This window comes from Leptospira fletcheri (assembly GCF_004769195.1).
GTDB lineage: Bacteria > Spirochaetota > Leptospiria > Leptospirales > Leptospiraceae > Leptospira_B > Leptospira_B fletcheri.
Window position 1 is genome coordinate 12886 of record NZ_RQET01000007.1, and the last position, 22381, is coordinate 35266.

At 46.3% G+C, this 22381-nt stretch carries 20 protein-coding genes and 1 tRNA gene; 15 read left to right on the forward strand and 6 right to left on the reverse strand.

Annotation, left to right across the window (positions count from 1 at the left end):
- Positions 1-22 precede the first annotated feature (22 nt).
- Entirely contained in the window at positions 23-190 is a 168-nt protein-coding gene (locus EHO60_RS17145; protein WP_167880199.1) for a hypothetical protein, read from the reverse strand.
- A gap of 289 nt (positions 191-479) precedes the next feature.
- Here EHO60_RS17145 and EHO60_RS09935 point away from each other — a divergent pair, with 289 nt between their 5' ends.
- On the forward strand, positions 480-851 hold the full coding sequence (locus EHO60_RS09935; protein ID WP_135768050.1) for a DoxX family protein: 372 nt from the start codon (positions 480-482) through the stop codon (positions 849-851).
- A 276-nt stretch (positions 852-1127) separates the two neighbouring features.
- A complete protein-coding gene (locus tag EHO60_RS09940) occupies positions 1128-1460 on the forward strand; it encodes an ArsR/SmtB family transcription factor (protein ID WP_135768051.1) in 333 nt (110 codons plus the stop codon).
- Positions 1461-1469: 9 nt separating this feature from the next.
- Here the strand turns inward: EHO60_RS09940 and EHO60_RS09945 are convergent, their stop codons facing one another.
- Together EHO60_RS09945 and EHO60_RS09950 are read right to left on the reverse strand one after the other, a co-directional pair.
- Positions 1470-1880, reverse strand: coding sequence for a response regulator (locus EHO60_RS09945; RefSeq protein ID WP_135768052.1), 411 nt, complete (start codon positions 1878-1880; stop codon positions 1470-1472).
- Positions 1877-3343: a PAS domain-containing sensor histidine kinase gene (locus EHO60_RS09950; RefSeq protein WP_135768053.1), complete on the reverse strand. Its 1467-nt coding sequence runs from the start codon at positions 3341-3343 to the stop codon at positions 1877-1879. Before EHO60_RS09950 ends, EHO60_RS09945 begins: the two co-directional genes overlap by 4 nt.
- Positions 3344-3605: 262 nt before the next feature.
- Here EHO60_RS09950 and EHO60_RS09955 point away from each other — a divergent pair, with 262 nt between their 5' ends.
- From EHO60_RS09955 to EHO60_RS09975, 5 genes are all read left to right on the forward strand, one after another.
- Complete coding sequence (locus EHO60_RS09955) at positions 3606-4658, forward strand: alpha/beta fold hydrolase (protein ID WP_246028250.1); 1053 nt, start codon at positions 3606-3608, stop codon at positions 4656-4658.
- A 73-nt stretch (positions 4659-4731) separates the two neighbouring features.
- Positions 4732-6714 (forward strand): hypothetical protein, encoded by a 1983-nt coding sequence (locus EHO60_RS09960; RefSeq protein WP_135768055.1) that lies wholly within the window; start codon positions 4732-4734, stop codon positions 6712-6714.
- Between the two features lie 106 nt (positions 6715-6820).
- Positions 6821-7597, forward strand: a complete 777-nt coding sequence (locus tag EHO60_RS09965) for an LIC10920 family plasminogen-binding lipoprotein (protein ID WP_246028251.1) — start codon at positions 6821-6823, stop codon at positions 7595-7597.
- A gap of 389 nt (positions 7598-7986) precedes the next feature.
- Entirely contained in the window at positions 7987-10029 is a 2043-nt protein-coding gene (locus EHO60_RS17215) for an ATP-binding protein (RefSeq protein ID WP_210409353.1), read from the forward strand.
- Positions 10026-11225, forward strand: a complete 1200-nt coding sequence (locus EHO60_RS09975) for a GGDEF/EAL domain-containing response regulator (RefSeq protein ID WP_135768056.1) — start codon at positions 10026-10028, stop codon at positions 11223-11225. Before EHO60_RS17215 ends, EHO60_RS09975 begins: the two co-directional genes overlap by 4 nt.
- Positions 11226-11227: 2 nt before the next feature.
- Here the strand turns inward: EHO60_RS09975 and EHO60_RS09980 are convergent, their stop codons facing one another.
- Positions 11228-12013, reverse strand: a complete 786-nt coding sequence (locus tag EHO60_RS09980) for a glycosyltransferase family 2 protein (protein WP_135768057.1) — start codon at positions 12011-12013, stop codon at positions 11228-11230.
- Positions 12014-12239: 226 nt separating this feature from the next.
- Here EHO60_RS09980 and EHO60_RS09985 point away from each other — a divergent pair, with 226 nt between their 5' ends.
- The gene (locus tag EHO60_RS09985; RefSeq protein ID WP_135768058.1) at positions 12240-13025 is read left to right on the forward strand and encodes a hypothetical protein; all 786 of its coding nucleotides are present in this window, start codon (positions 12240-12242) and stop codon (positions 13023-13025) included.
- Between the two features lie 25 nt (positions 13026-13050).
- Here the strand turns inward: EHO60_RS09985 and EHO60_RS09990 are convergent.
- Both EHO60_RS09990 and EHO60_RS09995 read right to left on the reverse strand, forming a co-directional pair.
- Positions 13051-13134 (reverse strand) — tRNA-Leu (locus EHO60_RS09990).
- A gap of 23 nt (positions 13135-13157) precedes the next feature.
- A complete protein-coding gene (locus tag EHO60_RS09995; RefSeq protein ID WP_135768059.1) occupies positions 13158-13562 on the reverse strand; it encodes a PaaI family thioesterase in 405 nt (134 codons plus the stop codon).
- Between the two features lie 108 nt (positions 13563-13670).
- Between EHO60_RS09995 and EHO60_RS10000 the strand changes: the two genes are divergently transcribed.
- The 7 genes from EHO60_RS10000 (at position 13671) to EHO60_RS10030 (ending at position 22279) form a co-directional block, all read left to right on the forward strand.
- The gene (locus EHO60_RS10000; protein ID WP_135768060.1) at positions 13671-15641 is read left to right on the forward strand and encodes a hypothetical protein; all 1971 of its coding nucleotides are present in this window, start codon (positions 13671-13673) and stop codon (positions 15639-15641) included.
- 357 nt (positions 15642-15998) lie between these two features.
- Entirely contained in the window at positions 15999-16580 is a 582-nt protein-coding gene (locus EHO60_RS10005; protein ID WP_135768061.1) for a peroxiredoxin, read from the forward strand.
- 192 nt (positions 16581-16772) lie between these two features.
- Positions 16773-18188 (forward strand): Fe-S cluster assembly protein SufB, encoded by a 1416-nt coding sequence (sufB, locus tag EHO60_RS10010; protein ID WP_135768062.1) that lies wholly within the window; start codon positions 16773-16775, stop codon positions 18186-18188.
- A 44-nt stretch (positions 18189-18232) separates the two neighbouring features.
- On the forward strand, positions 18233-19123 hold the full coding sequence (locus EHO60_RS10015; RefSeq protein ID WP_135768063.1) for a tetratricopeptide repeat protein: 891 nt from the start codon (positions 18233-18235) through the stop codon (positions 19121-19123).
- On the forward strand, positions 19123-20193 hold the full coding sequence (gene rlmN / locus EHO60_RS10020) for a dual-specificity RNA methyltransferase RlmN (protein ID WP_135768064.1): 1071 nt from the start codon (positions 19123-19125) through the stop codon (positions 20191-20193). Before EHO60_RS10015 ends, rlmN begins: the two co-directional genes overlap by 1 nt.
- Before the next feature lie 31 nt (positions 20194-20224).
- Positions 20225-20521 (forward strand): Cys-rich protein, encoded by a 297-nt coding sequence (locus EHO60_RS10025; RefSeq protein ID WP_246028252.1) that lies wholly within the window; start codon positions 20225-20227, stop codon positions 20519-20521.
- Between the two features lie 45 nt (positions 20522-20566).
- Entirely contained in the window at positions 20567-22279 is a 1713-nt protein-coding gene (locus EHO60_RS10030; protein WP_135768065.1) for an ArnT family glycosyltransferase, read from the forward strand.
- The last annotated feature ends 102 nt before the right edge of the window (positions 22280-22381 follow it).

Here is a 22381-nt window from a genome sequence, read left to right on the forward strand (position 1 = left end):
ATAGCGGCTTCCATTTTCACCGCTATTTTACTTCCTTGCATTCGGTTCTCCATTTCATAAGACCGGCGGCGTCCGCTTTCGTTGCAGCTTTGCATTCTTCCAATGAATTGAACGTGCCGATAGTGGAATATCCTCTGTAAGAATATAACCAAAGAACCCAGACGGCAAAAAACAAAACGAATCTTTTCATACGAAATTCCCTCCCTATTTATCCTCTCAGTACCATTCGACGAATCTTGCAAGGTTTCCATTACGTCGGATAAATTCACAATACCCTCCCAAACCAGCTAGACGAAGGTATACCGATCGCATAGGATGCGGAAAATAGTCACTTTTCATTAATTTCTTTTTTGTAATCGGTTTTTAGGGATGCTATGGCACGAAATATTTGATGACATCCCCGATCGGTAATATCTTTTGGGCATCTGCTATACTTACGAAAATATCTTAAAACGGTATGGCGAATTAAAGGAGTCGAAATGAAGAAGAACAAAATCATTTTTTGGACAAGCACGATTATCGTCAGCCTTATGATGGCTTTTAGCGCGTTTCAAGGACTTACCAATCCTCTGGCATTCGAAGGTTTCCAACATTTGGGATTTCCGGGATATTTTAGAGTGGAGTTAAGTATCGCCAAAATCTTGGGAGTCGCCGCTATTCTGATTCCTCAAGTTCCGGAGAGAGTAAAGGAATGGGCTTATGCAGGATTCGGTATTACTTTTATTTCCGCAGGGATCTCCCATTATTTCAGCGGAGACGAGATCGGAAAGGTGATTATGCCGTACGTGATGCTGGGGATTCTCGCGACTTCTTACGTTTTTAGAATTAAAATCGCCGCTGAGAAAGCTTGAACATCGATCGCTCTTAGAAATCGGCCTTATTCATAAGGTTCAACAATAAAACTCTCTCCCGGAAGCCCCGTCGTAAGGCCTCGTTTGCTTTGCGCCAGGGCTTTCAACGTTATCTCCCAAGTAAGAATGAAAATTCGCTTTTTGCGCTTGACGACGCTTATTTATTATTGTTAAGTATATACTTAACTTTTTGAAGAGTAGGCGACTTATGTTAACGAAGGATTTAGCGGCAACTTTTCGCGTCCCTGCGATCGGGAAAATTACGGAGTTTGTTATTTGAAGACGAAGCAATATAAAGTGGATCGTATCTTTCACGCTCTGGGGGATCCGACACGCAGAGCGATTTTGGAAATCGTCAGTAAAAGGCCGATGTCTTCTTCCAGTCTCGCCAAGCCCCTTAAAATTTCCCTCGCGGCAGTGGTCCAACATTTGAAATTGTTGGAAGAGAGCGGCTTGATCCGTACAGAAAAACTGGGAAGGACGAGGACGTGCAGTATCGAACCGGCCGGATTGTCTCTTGCCGCGGAATGGATCACTGAAAGAAGAGCGCTCTGGGAAAGACGCTTAGACAAACTCGGAGATCTGTTGGCAGAGTCGAACGACGAATGATTCGAGTTTTCAAAACGGAAAATATTTCACGGTAATTTCGGATAACATATCTTTCGTCAATGGTTTCGTTTTGAAATCGGAAAGCGCCTTTAGGTTTCTGGCTTTTTCTAGGTCATCCGGATTGTCCGACGTGGTTAACATGATGATGACGATTTTTCCTTGTAAATCGGTGTCCAGCTTATCGTACTCCGTCAGAAATTCCCAGCCGTTCATCCCGGGCATATTGATATCTAGAAAAATCAAGTCCGGATGGACTAAGTCTTTTTCTTTTTGCTGTTTCAGATAATTCAGAGCGTCAATTGCCGAAGTCAGTGCGACTACGATATTCGCAAAGCCGTTTTTTTTTATCACTCGATCGTGTATGAAGTTATCGTTCGAGTTGTCATCGATCAGCATAATGCAGTTGATTGAGCGATTCATATAGGCAAGTCGGATAAAGTGAAATGGAACGTGCTACCAGTGTCCTTCTCGGAGTCCAACCAGATTCTTCCTCCATGTAGTTCTACGATCTTCTTGCAATTTGCTAAACCGATTCCATACCCTTCGTACATGCCTTCCGGATGGAGTCGCTGGAAGATCTGAAAAATCCGTTCATGGAACATAGGGTCTATACCGATGCCGTTATCTTGGATCGAGAATTTCCATTGCTCCCCCAACTTTTCCGATTCGATTCGGATCTCCGGTGGTATTCCTTCCTTTTTGAATTTAATCGCGTTACTGATCATATTTTGGAAAAGTTGCCGAAGTTCCGTTTCATACGAATTCAATCGGGGAAGTTTCCCGATCGTCAATTTTGTTCCCGACGATTTGATCAGACTTTCCAAATCGGAAACCACATCAGACACAACCTTATTGCAGTCGGCATAAGAAAGGGTCTTTCCCCTACCTAAACGGGAAAAATCGAGAAGCGCCCGGACAAGGATGCTCATCCGGTTCGTGGCGCTTTTGATCGTGTTCAAAGAATTGCGGACCTCTGCGTTTAATTCTTCTCCGAAATCTTCCTCGATCACTTGGATATAATTGGATACCGTTCTCAACGGCTCCTGAAGATCGTGCGAAGCGAGATAAGCGAACTGTTCCAGTTCTTTGTTTTTTACCTCAAGTTCTTTTTGCCTGAGAACGATCTTTTCCTGCGTCTTTCTCTCGGTGATGTCAATCACGGACGCGATTACCATCAGGCCGTCGACGGTATCGATAGGATTCAAACCGATTTCAACTTGGACTTCCGTACCGTCTTTTCTTAATGCATAAAGGTCTCGACCCGCACCCATCGCTCTCGCACTCGGGTTCGCGAAGAAATAGTTTCGATGTTGCGGGTGATTCTGTCTGAATCTTTCGGGGAGCAGGATTTCCAATTTATTTCCGACCAGCTCGCTTCGATCGTAGCGGAAGAGTTTTTCAGTCTGATTGTTCGCCAAAGTGATAATTCCGTTTTGGTTCACGAGAATCATCGCGTTCGGAGCGGATTCCACAACCAACCGGAAGCGCTCCTCGGCTTTTTTTCTTTCGGAAATATCGATAATCGACGCTAGTACGAGCGTGCCGTCCGCAGTCACTACTGGATTCAATCCGATCTCTACCGGAAAAGTGGAGCCGTCCTTTCTTAATGCGAACAGATCCCGCCCGCTTCCCATCGCTCGAACGCTTGGGGAGTCAAAGAAACCTTCCCTATACTTCGGATGATTCGTTCGAAACCTTTTCGGAATCAATTCCTCCACAAGTCTACCGATCAATTCGAACCTAGTATATCCGAAGAGTTTCTCACTCTGGTTGTTCAGATAGACTACCTTTCCTTCCTTATTCACGAGTAATATCGCGTTCGGCGTGGATTCCACCATTGCCTGGAAAGTGAGTTCGGAGTGTTTTATCGTTTCTTGATTCATTTCTCGCGGGACGCCGGAATGCTCCGACCAAAGGCACCGATCGTTGATAAAGCATATTTTAATATTCGTCAATACATTTTTAGGAATTCATTTATGGAATAAACGTATATAAATATTATTATATACTACCGGAATCGAATTCAGTCGGTCTAAATATAAATTCCGGTCTCGATCGGAATGTCTGGGTTTTTCCCGGTTTAGATCTTCAAAAATCTTGACAGGAAAATATGGATTCAGTTCCTATTACCTTCGGCGGTTCTCCTTGAAATTCTTTCTTCTGTACAGCGGTCGTCGGTCCTTCTTTTTCATTTTGATCCTTCTTTTGGCAAACCTTGCTTGTTCGTCCAAATCGAATCCGGAAACGGACAAACAAGGCGAAAAGGACGACGCGGGATTTTCCCTTTTGGAAAAGGTAGAGATCGGAGGAGTCGACCAATGGTTGTTGGCGCGAGGAACGAGTAAGGACAAGCCGGTGCTTCTCATCCTTCACGGAGGTCCTGGAGCTGGCTCCATCGGTTTTGCCAGATATTTTTACGAAGAGCTGGAAAAGGATTTTGTCGTAGTAAACTGGGACCAGCGAGGTGCAGGAAAATCGTTTTCCTTCTTCTTTCCCGACGTCACTCCGGAGACTTACGTATCGGATACGATAGAAGTCGTTCGATTTTTAAAAAAAAGATTCGGTGCTCGAAAAATATATCTGATGGGTCACTCCTGGGGCGGGTATATCGGAGCGATCGCTTCTTATCGTATTCCCTCGGATTTGTACGCTTTTATCGCAGTGGGACCGGTGGTCGACGGAGAACAAAGCGTCCGGAGATCATTCGAATATTTGAAAAGGCAATCGTCCGAGAGCCGCGAGGTTTCTTCGGAGTTGCAGGATTTGACCTTTGATGAGTATATGAAAGATCGTCGAAAATGGTTGAACCTTTTCGGATTGGGAATGTTTCACGGAAAGCACAGAGCGGACGAGGATCGTTTTTTGGGGGGTATCATGTACGACTCTCCGGATTATTCGACCTGGAATATATTGACGTATCTTCCCGGAATCTGGCGTTCCTCTTCCAGAATCAGGCCTTACTTTTTTCAAATGAACTTATTCAAACAGGCGCCGTCCGCTTCTATTCCTTCGTTTTATTTCTCCGGCAAATTCGATTATTATAATCCCGAGGAGATCCTATTGAAATATTTTGCGGGATTGGATGCCAAAGATAAGACTTTCGAATCCTTCGACTGTTGCGCGCATGCGCCTCATTTCGAATCTCCCCGCGAATTTGCGGCAAGGATGAAACTGATAAAATCGTCGACTTACAAGTAACTTTTCTCCGAGTCGGTCTGACGGTTTACCGTTTCGTCTTGACGAAACCCTATATTGGTTTTCAATCTTTCGCATGTTTCTTTTGGCCCAAGATTTGGATTCTCCTATTTTAAAGTGGCCCGAGTTTTCTTGGATTCCGGTATTAAACGGGGGGCTGTTTGTCTTGGCCCTCGTGATCGCCGTTTACTATATTCAAAAATATTTAGCGAACCGCAACGTCAGCCAGAGGCAATATAGGGATAGAGTTTTAGCGAAATTAAATGTTCACGAATTTTCCCCCAGAAACGTCTCGCTGATCCATTCGTTTTTGGACAAGATCCCATATCTTAGTATGAAGGGCATCGCGGAGGACCCTTCCTGGTACAGAAAATATTTTCTGCCGGAATTTCTCCAATTTTTAGCGGACCAGGGAAATCTTCCCGCTTGGAAGGATGTCCAGATCGTGCGCTCTTTGGACCATGCGATCCAGGACCATCAGGCTCAATCGATTCACTTTATTCCGGCAGTATTGCAAGCGGATTCCGAGGAGCGTTTTTCCATCCTATTGAGGATCGATCAGATAGATTCCGAATTGGTCGGCCGATCGATTCACGCTCGCGTTTATTCCAAAAAAGGCACTCACCCCTTTTCGTTAAAGAGATATGAGAAGGTTCACATATTCTATCTAGACGAAAATAAACGATGGTTGCGAGTCGATGCAATTTTTATCTCCCAAGAAGGGGGAAATCTGACTCTTCAGATCGAAAGCGTGCCGGAGTTGGACGTTCAAAAATCGACCGAATGGGCGGAAGGTCCTAAAACGAATATATTCCAAAATTCTGAAGTTCCCGGTGGAACGGACGAATATACGGATAGTCTGAATCAGATTCTTTCTTACGCGAGCGTCGACTCGAGTGTCCGTTCGGAAGTAGAATATGCAATACGAATCTTCAAGGAACATCCCGGCACAACTCGGCGTTCCGCTTCTCAAGAAGATCTAAGGATTTTCATTCATATCTATAAGGTTTGTTATTTAAAATCAAGAACGAAGGGCGAGGAAGTACCGAAGCCCGTCAGGCTATTCCTACATTTCTTTTATTTGGATGAAAAATTGGTTTCGCGGAAAAGAATCCTGGAATTGGAAAATTCCCTTTCCTTGTTCAAATCCGCGAGATCGGAGCCTCGCCGTATAGAAGCAAATCTCTCTCTTCATACGCTGCCCGATTGGCTGGCTCTGATTTTAGCGGGGAAACGGAATCCTTCCCGAAACCATCTCGGCGAGTTCTACGACAGAAAACAAAAAACGGAGAATGTTCGGTTAACGGAATCGCAAGGAGCGGACCGTTTGAAAGAGGCGGAATACCTCTCGGACGTTCTTGATTGGGAATTGGAGAACCTCCTTTTTCGCGGCCTTTTTTCGATCTCCTTAAGCCCGGACATGGTTCACCCGTTTCTATCGGAAGATCTATTCTACGGGGATACCAAAGGAAATCTGTTGTTTTACGATAAGATTTTCGATTTTGCAGAGAAAATCCAAAGAATCGACCCTGGGCTTTTTTATAAAAAGAATCGGACTCAGACCGCGGAGAGCTCTCCTCGGATACCAAATATCGTTAAGGAATCTTATGCGGATTGTATTCTTTTGCCTTTTTCGGGAAATCGAAGCGCACTTTGGCAGGAAATATCCGACGGGAATTCTATCTATGGTAGGATTCTTCTGCCTTCGATTTTGAGCGAAAACGCAAGCCTCACTCTGGCAAAAGCGTTCGGGGAATTCAGATGGGAGACTGAGCGGATTCTTCACGGGAATCGTTGGAAAGATCCGATCTCCAGGTCTTTGACTTCCGAATATTATTCTTATCTGGAAGGATTTCGTAAAAACCCCAATCTGACTTTAGAGGCCAAGAAAAGGGTGGAACAGCAATGGTTCAAAGCCGGAAAAAACATCAAGGACATGTTTAGTCTCGATTATGCGTATTGGGTTTTGATGGAATCGCAAGGAAAGCCTAGATTGAACCGATTGGTTCGGGACATTTTGGCGCGTTTTGTTCCGTCCCATAAACCCGCCGGATCCTAAATTTATTCCCGTAAAGGAACTTAGCTCCTTCTTTCTCCGGTCACAGAAGTAAAATCTTATTTTAAAGAGCGGTCTTGCTCTTAGGAAGATCGGAGTGATTCGGAGAATGGTTTCTTTCCTTTATTTTTCGAGGTATACTAAGTTTTTTAACGGCATACCGGCAGCCGGCGGTTTTTTGCTTTTATTGCTCTCCTGTCAAAATACGGATCCGACAAATTCCGATCTGGCGATCCTTTCCGCAGACGGTTCCGTATCTTTTAATATACATGAAACATTGGACGAAAGTAAAACCGCGAATTGCGGTACGGCGACACCGTATTCCTCCAGTTCCACAAGTACGAGTACGACAACTACTTCCTCTTCGACTTCCTCAACCTCTACGACGACGACCCAATTTACGATCGTCAGCAGATTGTTCTATACCACCGGAGATTACGTGTATTTGAAGTTCCTATACGACTCCTCCCAAAACCAAGGACAGATAGATTCCCAACAAGGGTTCGCTTATTCCGGGAGTTTAACCGCCAAACCTATGGTGGCGAATTACGGTAAAATTACCTGGGGAGGATCGGGAGTGCCGATAGATACGACGATTTCAGGCACCCAAGCTTTGTCGTATTTAACGGTTTCTCTGGATCTGATCGGAAACGAAGTCTCAAGCGGGAGCGCAGGATTGGCTCTTACGCAATGCTATACGACGGATGAAGTCAATTGCACTTCCGCCACTTCTACGAGTATGTGCTATACCGAGAACGGAACGACTTGTTTTAATACACAATCGGTTTCCGGCACCATGGTTTCCATCAAGGGAGACGTAAACTGCACTAGTAATACTGTGACGACGGGATCTACCTCTACCACGTCGTCCTCTTCCTCCCAATAACGGATACACAAATTGAAAACGGGAAAAGGGATCGTTTTTAGAACGATCTTGGGGCGGTCTCCTGCGATCTCGGTATTTTCGGGATAACCGGTGTTGCCTCCAATATAGCAATCGTGCCGATCGCTTATTCGGAAATATCTTTTTTATAACGAAAGTCGTCCTATTTTTCTCTTTCAAATAAGAAAGATACTTTAAAAGTTCATTCTATACTTTTAAACTAAGTTCTGATAACCCGAAAGAAGTAGGCGAATTCGGGGATTCCAAGAGTGAAATAATCGGTATTTTTTCCGTTTTTTTCGTCTACTTGAACCAAATTATTTATAGAGACGAAGAATGGTTCTAGGATTTGCCGCTTCCCTATCCGTCGTTCCGAAGGAGAGGCTCAAAACATGAGTCTGAGCTTGATGCGAAAATCGATTTTGTTTGTCGAAGACGTAAAAACCGATTTACCGAGACTTTCAGAATTATTTTCGGAACCTGAGCGTGCGGAATCGTATTATATTCATTCGATTTGTTCCGGAGAGGCTGTAAGATACATCCATTCGTTTAACTACGATTTACTGGTTTTGGATTTTCAGGCCGCTTTTCTTTCGGATTCCAAATTGGCCGAAGAGCACAAACTATCTAACGGTTCGATTCCTTTCATCGTAGTGAATCGTGGAAGCGACGCCGGCGCTAAATTAAGAGCCTTCGAAGCTGGCGCTTCGTATTATATCGATCGGAGTGATTTGACCGGGGATTTTTTGGATAAGGCGATATCCGATTGTCTAAAAGGGAATAAGTCGCAGAATTTTTCCGCATCATCTTCCGATTCTCTTCATGAGGTCTTACAGTTCATTCTGGAAATAGTATCTACGGATTCGGATCTCGAGGACTTTCCGACATTTATCGCCGCAAAAACGGCAAGATTTTTGGATTGCGACGGAGTATCCGTAGCCAAACGGGAGGAAGGGGAATTCGTTTATATAGGGTCGTATGGCGAATTGGTTTTTCCTCCGAATTTCGGCATTTCGGAGGAACACCTGCTGTTAAAAAGCGCGGCTTCGGAGAAGCGGATCTTATTCCACGGCGAAAACGAATTCATCGAAGAGCTTTCCGGAAACTATCCCTCCGATCGTATCGGTTCCGGGATTCTCATTCCCCTTTTTTTCGGGAAAGCGATGGTAGGGGTCATCAGCATATTTTCCCGTAAGCGAAATGCCTTCCCGCCTGAATTAGAAAACCCTTTGAAACTTATAGGCACCGCGCTCGGACCTTTATTTTATAGGAAAAATGCGGAACAGGAATCCTCCGCAAACCGAAATATGTTGAATCATGCGCTTAAAATCGCGCACTTGGGAAACTGGCAGTCGGATATAAGGACGAATCGAGTGAAATGGTCCGACGAGGTATATTCCATTTTTGGAATATCTAAGGAGAAGTTCGGGGGAAAACGAGAGGATTTTTTCGAATTAGTGCACCCAGAGGATAGGGAGAGAGTGAGGGAATTCCGCGCTCAGATTTTTGAAGAGGATGCAATACAGGAAATCGAATACAGGATCGTACAACCTAACGGGGAGACCCGCTTCGTGGCGGTTCGGGCGGATCTGATCCGGAATTTTAAAGGTGAGGCGATTCAACTTTTCGGAACCGTCCAGGACGTGACCGAAAAGAAGCTTACCGAAGAAAGATTGGGGCAGTCCCAGAAAATGGAGGCGGTCGGTCAGTTGGCGGGAGGATTGGCACACGATTTTAATAATTTATTGAACGTAATTCTTGCCAATTTGGACCTTCTTGAGATAAAACTGAAAGATTCTCCGGAACTCCTAAAGAGAGTCAATTCCGGACAGGATGCGGTCCAACGGGGAGTCGAGTTGAATCGAAGGTTGTTATCGTTTTCCCGAAAACAGCCCATTAACCCCGAGGTTTTCGACGTGAACAAATTGCTTTTCGATTTTGTGCCGATCCTGGAAAGATTGGAAACGGAAAAGATCGGATTAGAGTTCGATATTTCCGAGGAATTCCTATCGTGCGAGATCGAAAAGAACGGAATGGAGAACGCCCTTTTGAACTTGGCGATTAATGCAAGAGATGCGATGCCTGAAGGTGGAACCATCCGAATTTCCTCCGGTCTATTAAAGAACGCGTCGACCGAAGGTGTAAGGATCTCCGGATTGAATTCGGCGGATTATTGCCTGGTCACCGTTACGGATACCGGAATCGGAATGGCGGAAGAAATCAAGGCGCATATTTTCGAACCCTTCTTTTCGACGAAAGGTTCCGGAAAAGGTTCGGGATTAGGATTGTCAATGGTTTACGGTTTTGTAAAGCAATCTAAGGGCTTCATCAAAGTGATTTCCGTTCCGGGACACGGTACCAGCTTTTTGCTTTTTCTGCCTATCTATAATTCCGATCCGGAAACTCTGCAAAATCCCGGAGCGATACTTCCATGAGCGATATTAAGGCCAAGAAACTTCTGATCTTGGACGATGAGGAAGAGATAGCGAAAATTCTAGGAGAAATCGCGGAGGATTGCGGATTTTCCGTTTCTCTCAGTCACGATGCGATGAACTTCCTTTCCATACTGGACAATTCCTACGATTGCATCATACTGGATCTGATGATTCCGGGTATGGATGGAGTCGACGTGATCCGTTCTTTATCCCAAAAGGAAGTGGATCCTGACGTGATTCTGATCTCCGGAGCGGATCGGAGGACTTTGCATAGCGCCCAAACCTTGGCAGGAGAATACGGTTTAAGAATCAGATCCGTAATGGAAAAACCGATACGGATTTCGGACATACGTTCCGTACTCTCGGAACTATTCGAAAAGTCGGCGAACATCCCTAGATTAAAAAATTCTAATTCGGGAAATTCCCGTTTTTCGTTCGATGCACAGGATCTTTATAAAGCGATACAGGCGGATCAATTCGTTCTACATTACCAACCCAAAATCGATTTAAAAACCGGCAAGGTGGAAGGTTTCGAATCCTTGGTTCGTTGGAGCCACCCAGAATTAGGCTTGGTGTATCCCGATTCTTTTTTGCCGATCATGGAAAAAGAAGCGAAAATATTGAACGCGATGACGGATAAGATCATCGATCTGGCGTTGGCCGAATGTTCCAAATGGAAGAATATGGGAAAGGAATTCAGAATGGCGGTAAACGTTTCTCCCGTTACATTAACCGAACTGGATTTTCCGGAAAGAGTATACGCTAAAGTGAAGGAAAAAGGGGTTTCTCAACGGGACTTTCAGATGGAAATCACCGAAACGAGCTTTTTGGAAAATATCCGTTTTACCCAAGATATTTTAACCAGATTGAGGATTCGTGGGATAGGCCTTGCAATAGACGATTTCGGCACGGGATATTCCTCGTTGAAACAGCTGCATAGATTTCCGTTTACTGAGCTCAAGATAGATAAGTCTTTTGTAATGGATTCTCTGGAAGATCGAGAATCGTTGTTTATCTGTCAAGCATCCATAGATCTCGGACATAAACTAGGTATGACTGTCGTCGCCGAGGGAATAGAAACGAAAGAAGTGGAAAATTTGATGAAGGAAGCCGGCTGCGATATAGGGCAGGGGTATTATTATTCGAGACCGATTCCTCCCGAGAAGATTCCCGAAGTCTTCGCAAATTTCGGATAAGCCTAAAGCGAATTCTTTTCTAGATTCTCTTTGACCGAAGGCTTTCGCTCGATGGACAAAAAAGTAAGATAAAAAAAGATCCAGAGTATTTTTGCACCGGCTCTCAGACTTCCGATCCAGTTTCCGCTGATTTTGGATTTTCCACCTTTTCGAAGTTCGTAACGGACGGGCACTTCTACGATTTTTAAATTTTTACGAACCGCACGGATCTGCATTTCAAGATTCCATCCCCAGGTTTTATCTTTGAGATCCAAGGAAAGGAAGGAACGCCAGCGTAAAATTCGAAACGGACCTAAGTCCGTGAACTCCGCCGCGTAAAAGAACCGAAGTAAAAAACAGGAAAGGCGGTTGCCAAAACGTTGTAGGAAGGAAAGCGATCCCTTCTCTGCTCCGCCTCGCGTCCTCGAACCGATTACGAATTCCGTCTTCGGATCTTGGTGGAAAGGCCGGAATAAATTCTCCAAGTCGTCGAGATCATCCGATCCGTCTCCGTCGACAAAGACGATATATTCAGGTTCTGGGGAAATATTCTTCAGCGTTTCGACCGCAGTAAGACAAGCGGAGCCGTAACCTCTATTCGGTTCCCATAAAACGACGGTTTTTTTATCTCGAGCGACCTGAGTGGTTCCGTCGGTGGAGCCGTTATCGATCACCAAAATCCGGGAGGGTTTTACTCCGATTTCGATCAGTTCCGAAAGAACGATAGGCAGACTCTCCTCTTCGTTTAACGCGGGAATGATATAATACGCGTTTTCGGGAGGATCATATCGGATGATTCTATTTTTCAATGCGGTTCCGGCCGAAATCCGAAAAGGGATTCTTAGAAAGGCTTCCGCTAGTAAAACGGATCAAGTTTTTTTGTCCAGTTCGATGGAATAGAAATCGGGTAAAAATCCGGTCGAAAAAACACCGGATCCGTTCCGGTCCTTGCAGGAGTGGCGAGCATTCTCTTCCTCGGCCGTGGGATTTTAAAAGGATTTTCAAAATAATCGATCCCCTTGAAAATTAGCCCGAATGAAATCCCTCCTGGACGAACAAGAATTCCCGACGTTGATTCGGGCGTATCGCTCGGCTCTTCGGAGACGCTATTCAACGGAAAACTTAAATAGGTATCCTAGATTTTCCGGGATCCCGCGGGACCGTGTGGATCTGCTGGTCCGTTATTTTTTGGAACTTTTATATCCCGAACTGGAAGGGCGTCGCAGACTGGACGGGGCTTTTTCCTCCCTGGCCGGTTTCGTTCATTCGCCATCGAAAGTGTTCGGACTTTTGGGTTCCTTAAGCGGAGCGGTCTTTAAGTTAGGCAGGCATTTGAGGTCCGCTTTCCAGGCCGGGTTTGCTGCGTTGCATTCCTACGTGACCGCGCATAAATTCGAAGAACTCATGTTCGCACGGGCGAAATCTTTGTTAAGCGAAGGTTTGGATTTGGAGCGTCCCGAGATATTCGATATCGTCCTGACTTCGGTTTCCGTAAAGGAAGCGGATGATTTCCGGAGAGATATCGTTCTTCTCTTCCGAACTCTTTCCGATCCGGAATTGTTGCCCCGGATCAGGAATTTGATGGATGCGGTGGTGAATACGATGAAGTCTAAGCCTAAAATCTATTCTGAAAAAGAGATCGAAGGAATCCTTTTGGGAGCGAATATTCTTTCCAGCGGGGAACATATTTTCCAAGGAATGAGTCGGTCCGAGATGGATCTGATTCTGGACGCGATCGAAACCGTGGAAAAAGATTCGTTTTATGATGCTTTAGAAAGAGTTCAAAAGACGAAGAATGGAGTGGACTTGTCTGAAAAATAAGATTAGGGAAGGTAGGAATAAACCCTGCCGACGGTCGGAGTCGAACCGACACGAGGTTGCCCTCGCTGGATTTTGAATCCAGTGCGTCTACCAATTCCACCACATCGGCGGGTTTGTATGATTCCAAAAAAATTAGGAATCGAGCTCTATGTATTTTCCTTTTCCGCGAGCTACGATTTTGCCGATTTCATTTTCGATCTCGGCGCGGTTTTCGATCACTTTCTTATTCTTCTTCACGAACCAGCCGCGTAAATGCAAAGGCTGATTTACCTGGGCCGGTTGGAGAAATCGAATCGTCAATTCTCCAGTGGTCGTTTTGAAATTCATGGCCTCGTTAATTTTGACCATAATTTCGTCTAATATTGTGGCTATGATCCCAGGATGGATGACATCCGGGGATCCTTGAAACTTCTCGGGGACGGTATAATCGCCATAGGCGGTCTTTGTGTCTTCGTCAAAAGTGATTTTGAGTTGAAGACCGTCCGGATTGTCAGGGCTCGACCCGAAACTCAGGTTTTCCCGAACCGTTGATTTCATATATGTCAACTTATTACTTAACATTCATGGTGTCAATCGTAAAAACAATATGATCCTTGTTTAAGAACGAACCGATCCTCTGTCGAAACTAGATAGGAAGAACGTTTTATGACCACCGCATTGCTTTTACTTCTTGGCCTGCTCTCCGCAGGTGCGGGGGCTTATACCCTATTCCGTGACCCGAATCGTTCCCAACCAGGCGGGGGCGGAGGAGGGTCCGGAAGTGGTCCGGGTATGGGCGGCGGCGGATCCGCGTCTCAGGATTCTTCTCCTTCTTCCGGAGACAGAGGAAAGTTGGTCAATGTAGGAGAATCCGGAGCTCCTTCCGCTCCCTCTTCAAGCCGACCGGAGTCTCAACAATCGGGAGCTCCTGCTCCCGTAAAAGAGGGAAAGCAGGAATGGGAACCACCGGGCTCGGATTCGAAAGAGGAAGGGCAAAAACCGCAGTATCCCGGTCTGAAGAAGAAAAAGAAAAAATTAGACCTTCCTCATTCCACCGACGATATCATTCGCAATAATTCGCGTTATGCACACCACCGACGCCCTCTTTTGCACTCGGAAGCGTTGCTGGATAAGGAGAACTTTCACGGTGCATTAGAAATTCTGAAACGAACGAATACGAGAATTCCTGATCAGGAAATCAACGGCAAGATCGGCGAGAATATACAGGCCATCGAGGACCACATTCAATCTCCCGAAGAAGAGGAGACCTATACTCCGGATGATCCGAATTATACGGGCCCTCCGATTCCGATGGGGGATTTGGTTCGAGCTATCAAGGAGATCAGCCAGGCCTTGGGAGGCACCATCTCTCAAGGATTTAACCAACCTGTAGTTTTGCAAGCTCCGCCAGGGGAACTTCCGAGTCTTCCTTCCGAGTTACCTCCGGGACCCGTTTCTTATACTGTCGTTTCTTACGCTGCAGGAAGCGGAGGAACGGCTCCGACTCCTCCTGCGGATTCTCCCGACAGCTCTCCCGCCTCGCCACCCGGTCCTTTCGGATTTCCGCCTCCCCAAGGAGGGACTCCCGCTTCTCCTCCCGGAGAAAGGCCTTCCTCTCCGCCAAAGCCGCCTAGTCCGGAGCATCTCGATCCAAACGAGATGGATCTGCCTGAGGATACCTTCTTTACCGATGAATGGGAGAAGTTTAAGGACTTACCTCTCGTCGATAGGAGAACGGGAGAAGACAGACGCTTCGGTGGAGAACGAAGAGGGGACACCGGATCTCGCAGAGATAGACGAAGCGGTGATGATAGAAGACAGGAAGATCTTTTTCAGCTTCGGGACGACTATCTCAAGAAAAAAGCGGAGGAAAGACAAAGAGAAAGGGAGGAAGAGGAATTTTCCCCTTCTCCGGAGGAATGGCCTAGACCGGAGATTCCGTTATCCGACCAACTGCCTCAGTATGCCGCGCCTGCGATCCCTCAGATCGAATTAGTTCCGATTCGTCTGCCGGATCCCGAGGACAAGACTCTTCGCGCGGAGGCTTCCGGACCTCCGATCTCTCTTGAATCTTCTCCATCCGCATCCGCTCCCGAAGCTGGACCGGTGGAATTGCCTAAGATCGATCTTCCGGATCCGGTGGATGAAAGAAGGCTGGAAGAATCCCGACCGGAAATTCCCTCCTTGGCTCCGTCACAACCCCATCCCGAGGAGGCCGAGGCTCCGGAGATAGAAGTCCTAGAAGGGGGATTGGAACCTCTCGACGATAAGGAAGGTCCGGAATCGTCCGGCGGTGGAGAGGACGACGAGCCAAAAATGATCCACGGGATCCTGGAGCTCAAACCTCCGGAAGTGGACGATGCACCGTTCCTGACCTTGACTTACGACTTCGACAAAATTCCGCATTCATTCAAATTATCAAAAAATTATAGTATTATGGAATACTCATACTATAAATACAAACCGATGTTGATCAAGGCTCAGGAATTTGCCCGCCGGAAAATGTTGAAAAACGCGTTGAACTATTACAGGGTTATCAAGTCACAAAATATCCCGCCGGAGTTGCGGAAGATGATCAACCGGAACATCAAAGACATTACCGAATTTATGGAAAAATACCTGATGGCAAAGGGGTAAATTTCTTTGTCGTCCGGGGCGCGGACTAGGGTTGCATCGAGAATTTTTTGTGATGTTGCCTCCTCCGTTCGCGTGTAGGCGACTCGGTTCGAAACGGCCCAACGCAAAAATTACGTTTTGATCAGTTGCTTTCCTATTTTTTCTTGTTGGAGCTCATACAAGGTTTTCCGGAGAAATCTACTCGCCTAAACACCATAATTTTGATAACTGGCGAAAAGCTCCCGCTTGGGGGTACCACCGCACCGGCCCCCACCCAGAGCAGGGCGGGGACCCAAAACCCCTCAAATTCCGAAAAAACTGCTTCACAAAATAATCGTCTAAATTTAGAATGATTCTAAAATAAAGGAGCGTATCCCAATGCCTCAAGTTACTTCACTTGCACCGGACTTTAAAGCGGAGGCCGTTCTAGGCCAACAAATTCAGGAAATCAAACTTTCCGATTACAAAGGAAAGTGGGTCGTCCTATTTTTCTGGCCCTTGGACTTTACTTTCGTATGTCCTACCGAGATCATCGAATACGATGCTAAGCTAGACGATTTCAAAAAACTCGGAGCCGAAGTTTTAGGAGTCTCTGTCGACAGTGCCTTCACCCACTTGGCTTGGAAAAACACCCCTCGCAAGCAAGGCGGTTTGGGAGAAATCCGGTATCCTCTGGTAGCGGACATAACCAAATCCATTGCCCGCGACTACGGAGTTCTGACCGAAGGAGGAGTGGCACTCCGGGGAACTTTCATCATCGACCCGAAAGGAGTGATCCGCCAGGCTACGATCAATGACCTTCCGGTCGGAAGGAACATCGACGAGGCGATTCGTCTAGTGAAAGCCTTCCAATTCGTGGAAAAACACGGAGAAGTTTGCCCTGCAAACTGGGACGAAGGCAAAAAAACCATGAAGGCGGATCCTGAAAAATCCAAAGAATATTTCTCTTCGGTCAACTAAACCTTTCTTCCTCTCCCGAGAGATCCCGGCCCGAACGGTTGGCCGGGTTTTCTCTCGAATTTCTCCTGGTCCGACCGGCAGCATGGCCGGAATCTGGTAAAAAGGACGTATTCTTCAAAAATCGCGTCCGACACGACTCTAATCCTCATGCATCGGATCTAGGAAAGTCTAAATAAAAAGGGGGAAAAAGCGATGGCACAAGCACTGGAGACCCTGGTCTCGGAAGAAGAAAGATACTATCGCCCCGATAATTTTCCCAAAGGCCTGACACGGAAGGTTGTAGAGTCCATTTCGCATATCAAAAACGAGCCTTCCTGGTTGACGGAATTCCGTCTGGAAGCGTTCCGGATTTTCGAAAGCAAGCCCATGCCTACTTGGGGCTTCTTTCCGAATTTTAAAGTGGATATCGATGAATATATCCACTACATAGGCGCCAATCATAAAAAAAAGAAATCCTGGGACGAAGTGGATCCCGAGGTTTTAAAAAGTTTCGAACGTCTCGGAATCCCGGAGCACGAACGGAAATATCTGGCCGGGATCGAGGCGATGGAAGATTCCGAAACGGTTTACGCTAACGTAAAAAAAGAACTTACGGAACTTGGAATCATCTTCTGCGATATAGATACGGCCGTCCGGGAATATCCCGAAATCGTAAAGAAGTATCTCGGGACTGTGGTTTCCATCGGAGACAACAAATTTTCCGCTTTGAATTCCTGTGTGTTTTCGGGCGGTTCCTTTGCCTACGTTCCCAAGGGAGTCAAAACTCCTATGCCTCTCCAGGCGTATTTCAAAGTGACGGCTGCTTCCTCCGGACAATACGAGAGGACCCTTTTGATCGCGGAAGACGGAGCCGAACTGGAATATTCGGAAGGATGTTCCTCCGTTCAGGACAAAGGAACGAATTTTCACACTGCCGTAGTGGAACTGGTGGCCCATAAGAACGCGAAAATCTTTTACACTACGATCCAGAATTGGAAAAAGAACATGTATAACTGGACGGTCAAGCGGGGCCTATGTCATGAGCGTGCTCACATTACTTGGACCGATGTGAATATAGGCGCCAACACGGTCAAATATCCGGGCATCGTTCTGCAAGGGGATCATTCCACCGGGGACATTCTTTCCCTAGCGTTTGCGGGAGCCGGTCAGATCCAGGACACCGGGGCTAGGATCATTCACGTAGGAAAGAATACCAGGAGCAATATTCTGGCCAAGGGAGTTTCCTTAGACGGGGGAACGAATTCCTACCGAGGATTGGTGAAATTCACCTCCGGTTCCGTCAACGCGTACAGCCACGTAAAATGCGACGGACTCATGATGGACGACCGCTCCCAGTCGCATGCATATCCTTACAATGACGTGAGCGGCCAAAACGGAACCTTGAATTATGAGGCGACGGTTTCGCGTATCGACGAAGACCAGCTTTTTTATCTCCAGTCCAGAGGTCTGTCCGAAGACGACGCAAAATTGCTCGTAATTAACGGATTCTGCGAAGGGGTAACCAAACATCTCAACGTGGAATATTCGGTGGAAATGACCCGTCTGATCCGGATGATTTTGGAAGACGGAAAAGTCATTGCGGAGCACACCGGACCGGTTTCCTCCTAAAAAAAGGTGGCAGAAGTCCTCAAATTCGTCTTACACTAATCCGCATGCTCAACCGGCTCCTAGGCATATTTCTGATTATAGGCATTGCACTTCTGGGAATTTCCCTCTTTTTCAAAAGCCCGAAGCCTTCGGAAGAAGAGAATCCGCCCGGATCCTCGGCTCCCGTTACGAAAGAGAGTTTTTGGAAATCCTCCGGGCTTTCCGCCTTATCCTCTCAGATTTGGGAGAATCTTACCTCCGGAAGTAAGACGCCGGAACCGCCCGTTCCTACTCCTGAAACCAGAGATTCCAAGGAGATCTTTCGAGCGGGATACGACGCTTATGCGGGAGGGGATTACGAAGGGGCGATTCGCGAGTATGATCTTTATCTGAAGATCGTTCCTTCGGACGTTTCGGCGCTTTATAATAGGGGACTTGCAAAATACAGCATAGGTAGATTTTCGGAGGCGGAAGCGGATTTCACTTCGGCTCTGGAGATCCAGCCGGACAATGCGGACGTGCTTTTGTATAGGGGATACTGCAGAACGGAATTGGAAAATCGAAAAGAAGCTTTTACGGATGTGGATCGGGCGATCAAATTGGGCGCGAAATATCCGGAGGCATACGTCAATCGGGCCATCTTATATAATCTTTCGGACAGGCCCGCTGCCGCTTTAAAAGATGCGAATGAAGCGGTTAGATTGGATCAGAAGAGTTCCCGGGCGAATTTCCAGATCGGATATGCGTATTATAGTTTAAAAAAATATAATGAATCTATCAGTGCATATACCAAGGCTATAGCGCTGAATCCTCGGGATGGAGGGCAAACGTATTATAACCGAGGCTTGGGATTTTTAGCGGTACGGAAAAAACTCCAAGCCTGCGACGATTTTAAACGGTCCTTGGAGATCGGATATTCGAATGCAGAAGGAATGATCCGGGAGAATTGCAAATAATGGCCGAATTTTTGGACCGGTCTTTTCGGCAAGAATTCTCCGTCGGCGCTTCCTTAAAGGGAAAAACCTTGGAGGAACTGACCGTTTTGCTGGATTCCTGGGGAGAAAAACCCTTTCGAGCCAAACAGATTTACAACGGTCTATATGCGAACCGCTACGAATCTTGGGAACAGTTCACCACTCTAGGCAAGGATCTCAGGCAAAGACTGCAGGATTCTACTTCTTTAACAAAACTGAATGTAGTAAAACATCTAAAATCGGTCGACGGAACCCAAAAATTCACGTTCGAATCCGTACTAGGGAGCGGGAAGGAATTCGAATCCGTATGGATTCCTTCCGGAGACGGCGGAAGAAAGACGATTTGCATCTCTTCCCAAGTCGGATGTACTTTGAATTGTAAATTTTGCGCAACCGCCAAGCTTCCGTACCAAGGAAATTTAAAGGCTTCCGAAATCGTGGACCAAGTCCTGCAGGTGGAAAGCATAGTGGGGGATAAGGCTACGAACATAGTCTTTATGGGAATGGGCGAACCCATGCACAATTATTTCAACGTAATGCGTGCAGCGAACATTCTCCACGACCCTGAAGCGATCGGATTAGGCGCGAAAAGGATCACCATATCGACGTCGGGGGTCGTGAACGGCATCCGAAGATTTATAGAAAGAAAAGAACCCTATAATTTGGCGATTTCACTGAACCATCCCGATCCGATCGGTCGTAAGGAGATCATGGACATAGAAGAGAAATTCTCCCTCTCCGAACTTATAGAGGCGGCCAAGGATTTTACGAAGGTCTTGAAAAGAAGGATTACTTTCGAATACGTGATGATTCCGGGCGTGAACATGGGGGAAGAAGACGCGAAAAAACTGGTACGTATCGCCAGAAAAATGGACTGTAAGATCAACGTGATTCCCTTGAATACGGAATTTTTCGGATGGCGAAGACCCAGTTCGGAAGAGGTGGAGGAATTTCTCCGGAGATTGGAGCCTGCCGGTGTTCCTATTCTGAATCGAAGATCCCCCGGAAAGGATATCAACGGGGCCTGCGGAATGCTTGCTTCAAAAAGTTGACCTTGTCCGCTTCCTTCCGATAATGGAGAGAATGAACCCGGTTTCTCTCGTTAGAGTCCTATTTTTTTCCGCTTTACTCCTTTCGATCCATGCCTGCAAGGACCCGTACGAACAAAAGTGTCGTGATGTATGTAAATTCTACATCTCCTGCGCGGAGGATGAATTCAGAGGAAAACGGGAAATCACTAAAGCCGATCGGGATATGCTAGTGATAGATTGCGAATCCGGTTGTCTCAGGGAACAAAGTTTTGCGATTCCCTGCTATGAAAGCGAAAAAACCTGTAAGGGTTTCAATCGCTGTATCCTGGACTCGGGAATGATGGACTGATTTTCCTTTTCGATTTCAAGTTTTTCCAGGAGCATATTATATATTATGAATACTACTTCCGCAGACGATTTCGGCTCTTCCCGTAAATTCCTGCCCTGGCTGCTTTTGGCCCTGGCTACGTTACCGCTTTTACTTACTTTTCCGTTGGACGTCATCGATATAGATTCCTCCCAATACGCGGAAATAGCGCGTGAAATGACGAACAGCGGAGATTGGTTATTCATACGCGATAATGGGCGGAGATATTTAGACAAGCCCATCCTCACGTTTTGGGCGATCTCCTCTTCCTTTGTTCTTTTCGGTCAGAACAATTTCGCGTTTCGCCTTCCAGCAATTTTACTTACCCTTGCTTCCTTCTGGGGGATATTTACGATCACCAGATTGTATTCCGGAAAAATCAAACAAGCCTGGTTGTCGGTTCTGTTATACGTTCTTTCACCCGGACTCTACGCGATGGTCGTGGACCCTAAGATAGACGTCTACGTAACCCCTTTCATCATTCTAGTATTCGCTTTTTATTATTTGGGAAAGAAGAAAAATCCGGTCTATTATTACGCCATGTACGCCGCTATGGGATTGGGTTTCGTGACCAAGGGGCCGATCGCCGTCGTGATTCCGAGTATAGGGATCGGAGGGGATATATTATTCAGGAGAGATTGGAAACTTCTTTTTTCCATGAAATTGTTTCCGGGAGTTTTCGTTGCCATTCTTCCTCCGGTTCTCTGGTCCATACCTCTGTATCTGGAATTCAATACGTACGGACCTTACTTTTTTCTTTGGATCCAATCCTTCGGTCGTTTTTACATCAAAATGTACGACCAAAAATTCAATCCGGGGTTTTTCTACGCTAATTTTGCCTGGTCTTTCGGAGTCTTCATTCTTCCTTTCCTGGCCTATATTCTGGGAAGGGCCGTCCCTTACCTGAAGGAAAAAGGAAGGATCTTGTTGCCCGGAATTCGGGAAAATCGCTGGAGCAATTCCGACTTCGTTCCGGCCTTTTGGCTTTTCGTATTTTTATTTTTAATCAGCTTTTCCAAGTACCAACTTCCCCAGTACATTTATTGGTGTCTTCCAGCGGGATCCGTTTTGGGTTCGGGCTTTCTACTACAACTTCTAAGCCATGAAAAGAGTCGATTGGTCGGATGGGGCCGATCTTTGGTCTGGATCACCTCTTTAGGTTTTTTAGGAGCCGGATTCCTTCTCCCGGTTCTTTCTTTGGAAGTAGGTTTCGGATACGCTCTTTGGGTTGTCTCTTTCCTGTTTATCGGAATTGCGGTTTGGAAATTGGCGGAGAAGGGAGACAGATTGGTTGCGGTCTTGGTAACTTCCGTATCCTTTTTCTTTACTCTGGTAAGCGTTTACGCGTATCCTCTTTTGGTTTCGTACCAGCCTTCGAAGGCGATCGGAGAAATTATCCAGGAGGCGGAACCGAAGCAGGACAAGCTTCTCATGTTCGGAGTTCCCGCCTCGAAACGTTCCTACGCGTTTTATTCCAAACGATTGGCCCGGACCTTATTCGATCCGGACGTATTATTCGAGACACTCAGGAAAGATCCGGAAAGACTGATCGTAATTTCGGAAAAATTTCTACCGACCTTCTCCGAGTTTACCCAGGAGAAGGTGGACGTGGATATTCTAGCCGAATTTCCCAGCTATAAGGTTGCGACCCCGGAAAGAAAGTTTTTCCTAAAATCCGCAAGAGATTCTTTAACTACGAAAGTGTATCTGGCAAGAATCCGTATGAAAAAAAGCGAATAAGATATTTGGGGAATTTTTTTCATTTCCGGACAAAAAAAACCGCGGGAAATTTTCGATCTTCGCCGAATTCATTAGTAGGCTATTTTGTGAGCCTGGTTTGGT

Coding starts and splice junctions, on each gene's coding strand:
- EHO60_RS17145 (WP_167880199.1), bottom strand. CDS start 190: ATGAAAAGATTCGTTTTGTTTTTTGCCGTCTGGGTTCTTTGGTTATAT.
- EHO60_RS09935 (WP_135768050.1), top strand. CDS start 480: ATGAAGAAGAACAAAATCATTTTTTGGACAAGCACGATTATCGTCAGC.
- EHO60_RS09945 (WP_135768052.1), bottom strand. CDS start 1,880: ATGAATCGCTCAATCAACTGCATTATGCTGATCGATGACAACTCGAAC.
- EHO60_RS09950 (WP_135768053.1), bottom strand. CDS start 3,343: ATGAATCAAGAAACGATAAAACACTCCGAACTCACTTTCCAGGCAATG.
- EHO60_RS09960 (WP_135768055.1), top strand. CDS start 4,732: ATGTTTCTTTTGGCCCAAGATTTGGATTCTCCTATTTTAAAGTGGCCC.
- EHO60_RS09965 (WP_246028251.1), top strand. CDS start 6,821: ATGGTTTCTTTCCTTTATTTTTCGAGGTATACTAAGTTTTTTAACGGC.
- EHO60_RS17215 (WP_210409353.1), top strand. CDS start 7,987: ATGAGTCTGAGCTTGATGCGAAAATCGATTTTGTTTGTCGAAGACGTA.
- EHO60_RS09975 (WP_135768056.1), top strand. CDS start 10,026: ATGAGCGATATTAAGGCCAAGAAACTTCTGATCTTGGACGATGAGGAA.
- EHO60_RS09985 (WP_135768058.1), top strand. CDS start 12,240: ATGAAATCCCTCCTGGACGAACAAGAATTCCCGACGTTGATTCGGGCG.
- EHO60_RS09995 (WP_135768059.1), bottom strand. CDS start 13,562: ATGAAATCAACGGTTCGGGAAAACCTGAGTTTCGGGTCGAGCCCTGAC.
- EHO60_RS10000 (WP_135768060.1), top strand. CDS start 13,671: ATGACCACCGCATTGCTTTTACTTCTTGGCCTGCTCTCCGCAGGTGCG.
- EHO60_RS10005 (WP_135768061.1), top strand. CDS start 15,999: ATGCCTCAAGTTACTTCACTTGCACCGGACTTTAAAGCGGAGGCCGTT.
- sufB (WP_135768062.1), top strand. CDS start 16,773: ATGGCACAAGCACTGGAGACCCTGGTCTCGGAAGAAGAAAGATACTAT.
- EHO60_RS10015 (WP_135768063.1), top strand. CDS start 18,233: ATGCTCAACCGGCTCCTAGGCATATTTCTGATTATAGGCATTGCACTT.
- rlmN (WP_135768064.1), top strand. CDS start 19,123: ATGGCCGAATTTTTGGACCGGTCTTTTCGGCAAGAATTCTCCGTCGGC.
- EHO60_RS10025 (WP_246028252.1), top strand. CDS start 20,225: ATGAACCCGGTTTCTCTCGTTAGAGTCCTATTTTTTTCCGCTTTACTC.
- EHO60_RS10030 (WP_135768065.1), top strand. CDS start 20,567: ATGAATACTACTTCCGCAGACGATTTCGGCTCTTCCCGTAAATTCCTG.